Source organism: Moritella sp. (genome assembly GCF_033791185.1).
Taxonomy (GTDB): Bacteria; Pseudomonadota; Gammaproteobacteria; order Enterobacterales; family Moritellaceae; genus Moritella.
Map to the genome: position 1 here is coordinate 1 of NZ_JASJHF010000286.1, position 8,936 is coordinate 8,936.

The 8,936-nt window shown below is 40.3% G+C and carries 9 protein-coding genes; 4 read left to right on the plus strand and 5 right to left on the minus strand.

The annotated features are described in order from the left end of the window. Together QNK26_RS16215 and QNK26_RS16220 are read left to right on the plus strand one after the other, a co-directional pair. A partial coding sequence (locus tag QNK26_RS16215) for a substrate binding domain-containing protein (protein ID WP_319224941.1) occupies positions 1 to 488 on the plus strand: 488 nt, incomplete at its 5' end. Positions 489 to 597: 109 nt separating this feature from the next. Further along, positions 598 to 981, plus strand: a complete 384-nt coding sequence (locus QNK26_RS16220) for a hypothetical protein (protein ID WP_319224942.1) — start codon at positions 598 to 600, stop codon at positions 979 to 981. A gap of 148 nt (positions 982 to 1,129) precedes the next feature. On the opposite strand, the gene QNK26_RS16225 is transcribed toward QNK26_RS16220, so the two are convergent. From QNK26_RS16225 to QNK26_RS16245, 5 genes are all read right to left on the minus strand, one after another. Then, positions 1,130 to 1,990 carry a PA4780 family RIO1-like protein kinase gene (locus tag QNK26_RS16225; protein WP_319224943.1) on the minus strand — a complete coding sequence of 287 codons (861 nt, stop codon included), beginning with the start codon at positions 1,988 to 1,990 and terminating at the stop codon, positions 1,130 to 1,132. A 104-nt stretch (positions 1,991 to 2,094) separates the two neighbouring features. Next, a complete protein-coding gene (locus QNK26_RS16230; protein WP_319224944.1) occupies positions 2,095 to 2,328 on the minus strand; it encodes a hypothetical protein in 234 nt (77 codons plus the stop codon). 84 nt (positions 2,329 to 2,412) lie between these two features. Beyond that, the gene (locus QNK26_RS16235; RefSeq protein WP_319224945.1) at positions 2,413 to 4,536 is read right to left on the minus strand and encodes a 3-hydroxyacyl-CoA dehydrogenase NAD-binding domain-containing protein; all 2,124 of its coding nucleotides are present in this window, start codon (positions 4,534 to 4,536) and stop codon (positions 2,413 to 2,415) included. A gap of 2 nt (positions 4,537 to 4,538) precedes the next feature. Beyond that, complete coding sequence (locus tag QNK26_RS16240) at positions 4,539 to 5,753, minus strand: acetyl-CoA C-acetyltransferase (RefSeq protein ID WP_319224946.1); 1,215 nt, start codon at positions 5,751 to 5,753, stop codon at positions 4,539 to 4,541. Between the two features lie 127 nt (positions 5,754 to 5,880). Further along, positions 5,881 to 6,033, minus strand: a complete 153-nt coding sequence (locus QNK26_RS16245) for a hypothetical protein (protein WP_319224948.1) — start codon at positions 6,031 to 6,033, stop codon at positions 5,881 to 5,883. A gap of 188 nt (positions 6,034 to 6,221) precedes the next feature. Here QNK26_RS16245 and QNK26_RS16250 point away from each other — a divergent pair, with 188 nt between their 5' ends. Both QNK26_RS16250 and QNK26_RS16255 read left to right on the plus strand, forming a co-directional pair. Then, positions 6,222 to 7,937: a DEAD/DEAH box helicase gene (locus QNK26_RS16250; protein WP_319224950.1), complete on the plus strand. Its 1,716-nt coding sequence runs from the start codon at positions 6,222 to 6,224 to the stop codon at positions 7,935 to 7,937. A gap of 326 nt (positions 7,938 to 8,263) precedes the next feature. Next, positions 8,264 to 8,936 (plus strand): efflux RND transporter periplasmic adaptor subunit (locus QNK26_RS16255; protein ID WP_319224951.1); only part of this gene is annotated, 673 nt, incomplete at its 3' end.

Here is an 8,936-nt window from a genome sequence, read left to right on the forward strand (position 1 = left end):
AAGAAGGTATTGATCTGGCGATTAGAGGCGCACCATTAATTGATTCAGGCTTGCAAGCACGTAAATTAATATCAATGAAAACCTGTTTATGTGCATCACCTGATTACTTAAAAAAGTACGGAAGACCGCTAACTCCGACTGAACTGGTCGAGCATAATTGGGTATTATATAAATTAAGCTCAAGTACTTTAACGCTTACTAAAGGGACTCGTGCTTATAGCGTTAAACCCAAGGGGAATATCAGTACCAACAATGCCGCAGCACGCACAGCATTTGTAGAAGGTGGTCACGGTATCGCACGAATTCCTGTTTATGATGCGGCCCCCAAAATAGCCTCACACAAACTCGAGCAATTGCTGCCTGATTATGAGTTAGCAAGCATTGAACTTTATGGTGTTTTTCCCCCAGGAAGTGCGGGGTCGAAAAAACATCGCGTGTTATTGAGTTTCTTAAAGGAACATTTCAATCACTTAACACAAAGTATGTGACCGAGATCGAACTATTACTTTTTAGGCATTATTAATCAAGTTTAAAGCTCTCGAAACCAAAGTTTGAGGCTAGACTTAAAATTAGTTTCAAACAAGTGGAGATAAACCAATGCAAGCAGTCGCATTTATTAATGAGAAATCAGTGCTATTAACGGACAACGTGAATAAATTTCTCATGCATAAAATCAATTACAAAGTGTTAAGTGATTTAGTATGGGATGTTTTACAGGATTGGCAGTCTCTGGATGTCGTTGACGAAAAAGTCTCAAGTGAAAAGGAGCAGACCTTTTGGTTTCTCATTTTTGAATTACATTATTGGGGAGAAAAGAAATTAGAGAGTGATAACAAACTGCGTAAAAATCTGTATGCTTGCGCGTTATATTTAGAACGAGAGCAAGATTTACCTAAAAATTGTATTGGGTTACGACCGAACAGATTAGTTTCAGAAGAAAACTCAACCAGCAGGGAGCAAGATATCGTTACATCACGTTAGATCCTAAATATATAGGTTACTAATAAAATGGAAATAATCAGATCCTTATTTCAATATTATAAAAAACCCCTTAGAAATTAATATCGCTAAGGGGTTTAACTTTTAATAATTATATAATAGTTGTTACTTATCTAACGCACAGTATCTTTTACTGTTCAACTTCTTCCGACGATTCGATACGTGCTAAACGTTCAAGTTCTTCTTCTCGAGCCGCATTAATCTCGTCTAAAATACCTTCAACATCCGCCGATTCCGTATCTTCATCAAAATGACCAGTTAATTCAACTTCGGCATTCAATTCACCAAGTTCGTAAAGCGCCCACATTTCTTTTGCATACTTTTTTTCAAGTAATTCTGGGGCATACTGGCCGTAATACAATCTCATGTTTTCAACGTCACGTTCAAGCATCCATTTGGCATTATTATTCGCTGATGCATCAACTGCTTGCGGTAAATCGATAATAACAGGACCGTGTTCGTCTACAAGCACATTAAATTCGGATAAATCGCCATGAATAAGGCCATCACAAAGCATTAATCTGACATAGTGGATGACTTTATTATGATCTATTACAGCTTGTTCAGGGGTCAATGAGACATCACCCAGACGCGGAGCGGCGAAACCGTCTACATCAGTAACGAGCTCCATTAATAAAACACCGTCAAAACAGCCATATGGTTCTGGCACGCGAACGCCCGCATTATCTAAGCGATATAATGCGTCAACTTCCGCATTTTGCCATACTTTTTCTTGTTCATTACGCCCAAAGCTAGAGCCTTTTTCCATTGCGCGTGCACGTCGACTATTTCTAACTTTACGACCTTCACGATATTGTACCGCTTGCTTAAAGCTGCGCTTATCTGCATCTTTATAAACTTTTGCGCAACGGATCTCTTGACCACAACGCACAACATATACTGTTGCTTCTTTACCACTCATTAACTGACGTAATACTTCGTCAACAAGCCCGTCATCAACAAGAGGTTGTATTCTTTGAGGCACTTTCACTAGTTGTTATCCCCTAGTTAACCGTTACATGAACCTAGGATAATAACATTAAGTTAAATTGTTTTAAAACACCATCGTCTATTTTATACACAGTATCATCCTCTTTACTCACTTACTCGCTCACATTTACCTTCGTATACAGAACCAGTGGCTGAATCAGTCGTTGTTTGTGCTTGAGCTTGGCTTAATTTTTGTTTCAGACTTTTAAGCAGAAATGGTTTCGCAACAAAACCTACAATCAATAATATTGCTGTTAATACCAGTCCAAAGCCTGTCACAAATACAAAACTGATGAATCCAATAAACAGTGTTATAACTTTAATTATGGTATTTTTCATTTGGTGCCCTATTTATTTTCAGTAATTCATAACCACAATACTATCACTCTCAAGATGAATCAAACATGAATAAGTCACAAATTATTACGCAGACCAATCAGACAAAGCCGCTACCGGCGTAAATTGAGGGCCAAATTGTGCGCATAACTGTTCTGAACGAAACTTAAACTCAGCGGCACCATAATGATCAATAAGCTGCAATACGCCACCTGTCCACGCAGGAAATCCCAACCCAAAAATAGAACCTATATTAGCATCGCGTGTACTTGTTACCACACCTTCTTCATACGCTCTCAAAGCTTCTAGTGATTGCACGAACAACAATCGATCTTTCACAGTTTCAATATCCCAGTTATCTTGTGTGGGGAATATATCAACTAACCCAGACCATAATTGCTTATGCCCTTGCCTACTGTAGTCATAGAAACCTGCGCCCGCTAATTTACCAACGCGTTTTAATGCAAGTAATTTATCTAATACAGCATCGGCAGGGTTATCGAATCGCTCTTTTCCTTGTGCTTTAAAATCTAACCGAGCTTGATTTCGCACATTATCAATAAGTGACAAGCTCACTTCATCGATAATAGCGAGTGGGCCCACAGGTAACCCCACTTGAATTGCCGCGTTTTCAATCACCTCAGCGGGAATGCCTTCACTTAACATCCGCATACCTTCAGAAACATAAGTAAAAAATACACGTGAGGTGAAAAAACCACGGCAATCATTGACCACAATAGGTACTTTACCTATTTGCAATACTAAGTCATAAGCGGCAGCAAGTGTGGCCGCTGATGTTTTATCTCCTTTTATAATTTCCACAAGCGGCATTTTATCCACCGGAGAAAAGAAGTGTAAACCGATAAAATTAGCTGGTTTTGTTGATGCAACGGCGAGACTTGATATTGGTAATGTAGATGTGTTAGATGCCATTATCACGTTATCACCAACGGCTGCTAATATTTCTATCGTTGCTTGCGACTTAATCGTTCGGTCTTCGAAAACAGCCTCAATCACCATCTCACAACCAACTAAATCTGAGGGCTCTTTTGAGGGAATAATACGTTGTAAAATGGCGCCATTTTCTTCATCTGCCAATTTACAGTTCGATAAAATTGATGCCGAATAGGACTTGGCAAAAACCGCTTTTTCTAAACTGATGTCTTTTAATATAACGGTAATGCCATGACTCGCTAAAGCATAGGCAATACCGGCCCCCATCATACCAGCACCTAATACCCCGACTTTATTAAATTTAGTTAGCGGATAACCATGAGGTCGTGACCCTCCCGATTTAACCGCATTATACTGATGCCAGAATGTGTTAATCATATTTTTCGCGACTTGACCACGAATGATATTCAGAAAGTAACGGGTTTCTATTCTTAGCGCCGTTTCAATATCCACTTCCGTCGATTCAATCATGACGGCTAAGATTGCTTCGGGTGCAGGGAGGTTACCTTGTGTTTTTTGCTTTAACATTGCTGGTGCTTGAACAATCAAACTGGCAATATTAGGGTCATTAACATTGCCACCAGGTAGTTGATAGCCTGCTATATCAAAAGTTTGGAAAACAGCTTGTTGCTGCGATAATATCCAGTTCGTGGCCTGCGCCATCATTTGTACAGGAGATGTCGCTATTTGATCAATCAGGCCTAGTTTAAAGCCTTCTTCACTATCAAATTGCCTACCCTTAAGGAGGTATGGGGTTGCTGCTTTAAAGCCTAATAGTCGTGTCATTCTGACAACGCCACCAACACCCGGAATTAAACCCAAGGTGACTTCTGGTAAACCGAGCGTTACTGCAGGTAACCCTAATTGCGAATTTTTCACCAACGCAACGCGATAATGGCAGGCTAATGCGAGTTCCCAGCCACTACCAAGCGCAGCACCATTAATACAAGCAACAACCGGTTTCCCACACGTTTCTAGCCAGCGCATTACCTCTTTAATCGAAGACAATAACTTGAAGCTTTCTTCGATGCCTTGCTCTGCGCTGTCACTCAGTTCCGTTATATCACCACCAGCAAAAAAACTTGCTTTCGCAGAACGGAGGATAACGCCAGTAAACCTCATTTGTTTAAGGTTGTTAACTGTCGTCACATAGTCATCAATAAAACCGCGATCAAGTAAATTCACCTTTGAGCCCGGTTTATCGAAAATTAAATGTACTATCCCTGCATCATCTTGCTCTAAACGAATTGATGACATACCTACCCCTCTACACGTTCAATAATTGTTGCTATCCCCATGCCTCCACCGACACATAAGGTTACTAGGCCACGTTTCAAATTACGAGCTTCTAATTCATCTAACAACGACCCTAAAATAATTGCCCCCGTAGCCCCCAAAGGATGCCCCATGGCAATAGAGCCACCATTAACATTAACGATATTTGGCGAAATATTAAGTTCGCTCATAAATCGCATAACAACTGCAGCAAACGCTTCATTAACTTCAAACAAATCAATGTCATCAATGGTTAACCCTGCTACCGTTAATACTTTTTTGGTTGCAGGTACTGGACCCGTAAGCATGATGGTAGGATCTGCGCCAACGACAGCAGAAGCAACAACTCTTGCTCTGGGCTTTAATCCCCATTTAATTCCTGATTCAGCGCTGCCAAGTAAAACTAATGCTGCACCGTCAACAATCCCAGAGGCATTACCTGGGGTATGTACATGATTAATTTGTCCGACTTGTGGGTAATGGCGTTTAGCCACACTATCAAATACTGTTTGACCAAGGCGAGCAAAGGAAGGGTTTAGTTTAGCTAATGAAGTAACAGAGCAATCAGAACGAACAAGCTGATCTTTATCAAGTAATAACATACCGTTGCGATCACATACTGGGACAACTGATTTATCAAATGCCCCACGCTGCCAAGCAGCCGTTGCACGATGGTGGGAGCGAGCGGCAAAAGAGTCGACATCTTCACGACTATAGCCATCAAGCGTGGCAATTAAATCTGCGCCAACCCCTTGTGGCATATAATCAGTCGCTAAACTCGTTTCTGGGTCCATCGACCAAGCACCACCATCACTGCCCATTTTTACCCGCGACATAGATTCAACACCACCAGCAATAACTAAGTGTTCCCAACCTGAGCGAATCTTCATCGCCGCTATATTTACCGACTCAAGCCCTGACGCACAAAATCGATTTAAACTCACGCCCGCCACATTATCCTTCCAACCTGCAACAAGTGCAGCCGTTTTAGCTATATCAGCACCTTGATCACCAGTCGGCGTTACGCAGCCCACTACGATGTCATCCACCGCATCGGTATCAAAACCATTTCGAGTCTGTAAATGATTAAGTAAATCAGCTAAAAGATTAACGGGTTTAACTTCATGCAAAGCACCGGTGGGTTTGCCTAAACCTCGCGGTGTTCGAATCGCGTCATAAATGAAAGCTTGAGGGATCATCAACAACTCCTAGATAAATAGTTGAATGTGTTATCGAGATAATTAAAAACAAACATTAACACAACAATAGCACAACAACTCTTTGTTCTTTATTTTATCAAGCATATAACGCACGAAAGCGAATGAGTTATTGCGCCATTTCAATACTTTTTGCAGAAATACCATTGTTATCTTGTAATTCAATATCAGCACCACGACTAATGAGAGTCTTTCTTAACTCCTCACGGCCAAATAAAGTGGCATACATAACTATTGAAGTGCGCAGTCTAATGAGATTCATATGGTTTGTTAATACGTTATAACCTTACTAATTAAAAGGGAAAAACTATCTAAAAACATAGCTAAAACAACAACTAAAAGAGCATGCCTATCAATGTGGTAGCCTATGCAAATGAATATCAACCTGGACTTTTACCGCTTAAGTACTGATAATCACCTAACTAATAGATTCTTAAACATAAATAAACTATGCCTCTTCGAGATTACCAACAAGCAGCTGTCGATGCCGCTTTAGCTCACTTTAGAAAATCAGATCAGCCAGCTGTTATCACTCTGCCAACAGGCGCAGGTAAAAGTCACGTACTGGCGGAATTGGCAAGGCTAGCAAGACACCCAGTGCTGATCCTTGCTCATGTCAAAGAATTGGTTGAACAAAATCACAGCAAGTTTGAGCATGACGGTTTTGAAGCCGGTATCTTTGCGGCAGGATTAGGTAAAAAACAACACGGTCTTAAAACCACCTTTGCCAGTGTGCAGTCACTAAGCCGTAATTTGGATAAGTTTGACGGTTTTTTCTCCTTGCTGATTATTGATGAATGCCACCGCGTAAGTTTGAGTGAAGACAGTCAATATCAGAAAGTCATCAGCCATTTAAAAAACACCAACCCAAGGCTAAAAGTACTTGGCCTTACTGCAACGCCTTATCGATTAGATAAAGGTTGGATCTATAAAAAGCATTATCAGGGTTATGTCAGAACAGAAGACGATACCCCGTTTGAAAGCTGTATTTTTGAATTACCGCTACGCTATCTGGTACAAAAAGGTTTCTTAACCACACCGGCTGTGATTGATGCGCCTGTTGCCCGTTACCAGTTTGACGAATTACCACAAGAATATAATGAAGTACAGCTGGACCAATTTTTAGCTAAGAGTCCCCGTGTAACCCATGCGATATGTAAGCAATTAATCGAGCTTGCAGCCAATCGTAAAGGCATCATGATCTTCGCTGCCAGTATTAAACATGCACTAGAAATTTTTAAACAATTACCCGACGAGCAAGCCGCTATCATCACAGGTAAAACCACTATTAAAGAGCGCGATGAACTTATCCGCCAATTTAAAGCCAAGGAAGTTAAATACCTCGTTAATGTATCGGTGTTAACCACTGGATTTGATGCACCACATGTCGATGTTATTGCTATTTTACGCCGTACCGATTCGGTCAGCTTATATCAACAAATCGCCGGACGAGGCTTGCGCCTTGCTGAAGGTAAGACCGATTGTTTAATTATTGATTACGCCGGTAACGGATTTGATTTATACCAACCTGAAATCGGTTCAACCAAACCAAACAGCAATAGCGATCTTGTACAAGTCCCTTGCCCAAGCTGTGAGTTTGCTAATCTGTTTTGGGGGATCACCGATGCAGATGGTGACATAATCGAGCATTACGGCAGACGTTGTCAGGGATTAGTTGAACTGAGTAACGGCGATGAAGAACAATGTAATTACCGTTTCAAATATAAGCAGTGTCCACAATGTAATGCCGAAAATGATATTGCCGCTCGGGAATGTCAGCAATGTCATGTTGATTTAATCGATCCAGACAATCAATTGAAAAAAGCACTGCAACTAAAAGATCGTAAAGTACTGCGTTGTTCCGGTATTTCAGCGCAAGCCGATGGCGACAAAATCAAGCTAAATTATCATGATGAGGATGGTGACGTCGTTAAAGAGACCTTCTATTTTAGTAATAGCAAGCAACGCCTACGATTTTTCAGTCTCTTTTCAAGAACAGTGACCGGTTCTCCAATTACAGCCACAACCGCTGAGCAAATTGCAGCTCAAATACAAGGGTTTGTAGCACCGGATTTTGTGATAGCCAAAAAGGAAAAATACTTCTGGAAAATTGAACATCGTATATTTGACTATAAAGGTAATTATAGAAAGGCATACCAGCATTAGCAGGCTGCCCAAAAATAAAAGAGCTAAAATAAAAGTGCTAAAAACAGGCTTAAACGACTAAAATTAAAGCAGTTGGTTGTCACGACTTCAGCGCCATTGTCAATAAAAATATGAGAAAAACTACCTATTTGGTAAATATACGTAAATAAATTATTTTAATAGACAAAATGCTTGATTGAGACAGGTTAATATCTAAAATAGGTATAACAAACACACCTCTGAACGAGCTTTCAGCGAAACTAATCTTTAACGATACAGCATGGACAAGCTCAGTTTCATATCAGAATTTACAACATATGTAATAACACCCCGGAGTTAATCTAGTCATGAAAAAGTGGACCTTAGCCATGTTACTAATCGCACTAGCCTTGTTTGGCAGCGTGATTGGTTTTAATCTTTTTAAACAGCAAAAGATTGCAGAATTTATGGCCAATAGACCTGAACCGGAATTTCCAGTTACCGTTGTCGATATCAAGACATCAGATTGGATTCCGACTATTCAAGCTATTGGTTTTATTGAACCTAACCAAGGTGTAGAAATTTCCAACGAAATCGCTGGTAAAATCGATCGCCTCTCATTTGATTCAGGTACTAAAGTAACCAAAGGTCAATTACTTGTTAATCTTGACTCTCGCGTAGAAAAAGCAAACCTAAAAAGTTCGCAAGCAAAACTGAACGCTTCTAAATCTAAATTCTTACGATACGAAGCGCTTTATAAGAAGAACGCAGTATCAAAAGAAGCGCTGGATGAATCTGAAGCATCTTACTCTTCACTACTTGCTGATATCGAAAGTCAAAAAGCAGTGATTGAACGCCGCCAAATTACGGCTCCGTTCGATGGTGTAGTTGGATTACGTCATGTATTTTTAGGTGAGTTTTTATCTGTAGGTACATCAATCGTCCGCTTAGAAGATACCAGAGTTATGCGTCTTCGTTTCACCGTGCCGCAAACTCAAATTTCAAAAGTTTATTTAGGTCAAGTTGTTGAAATTTTTGTGG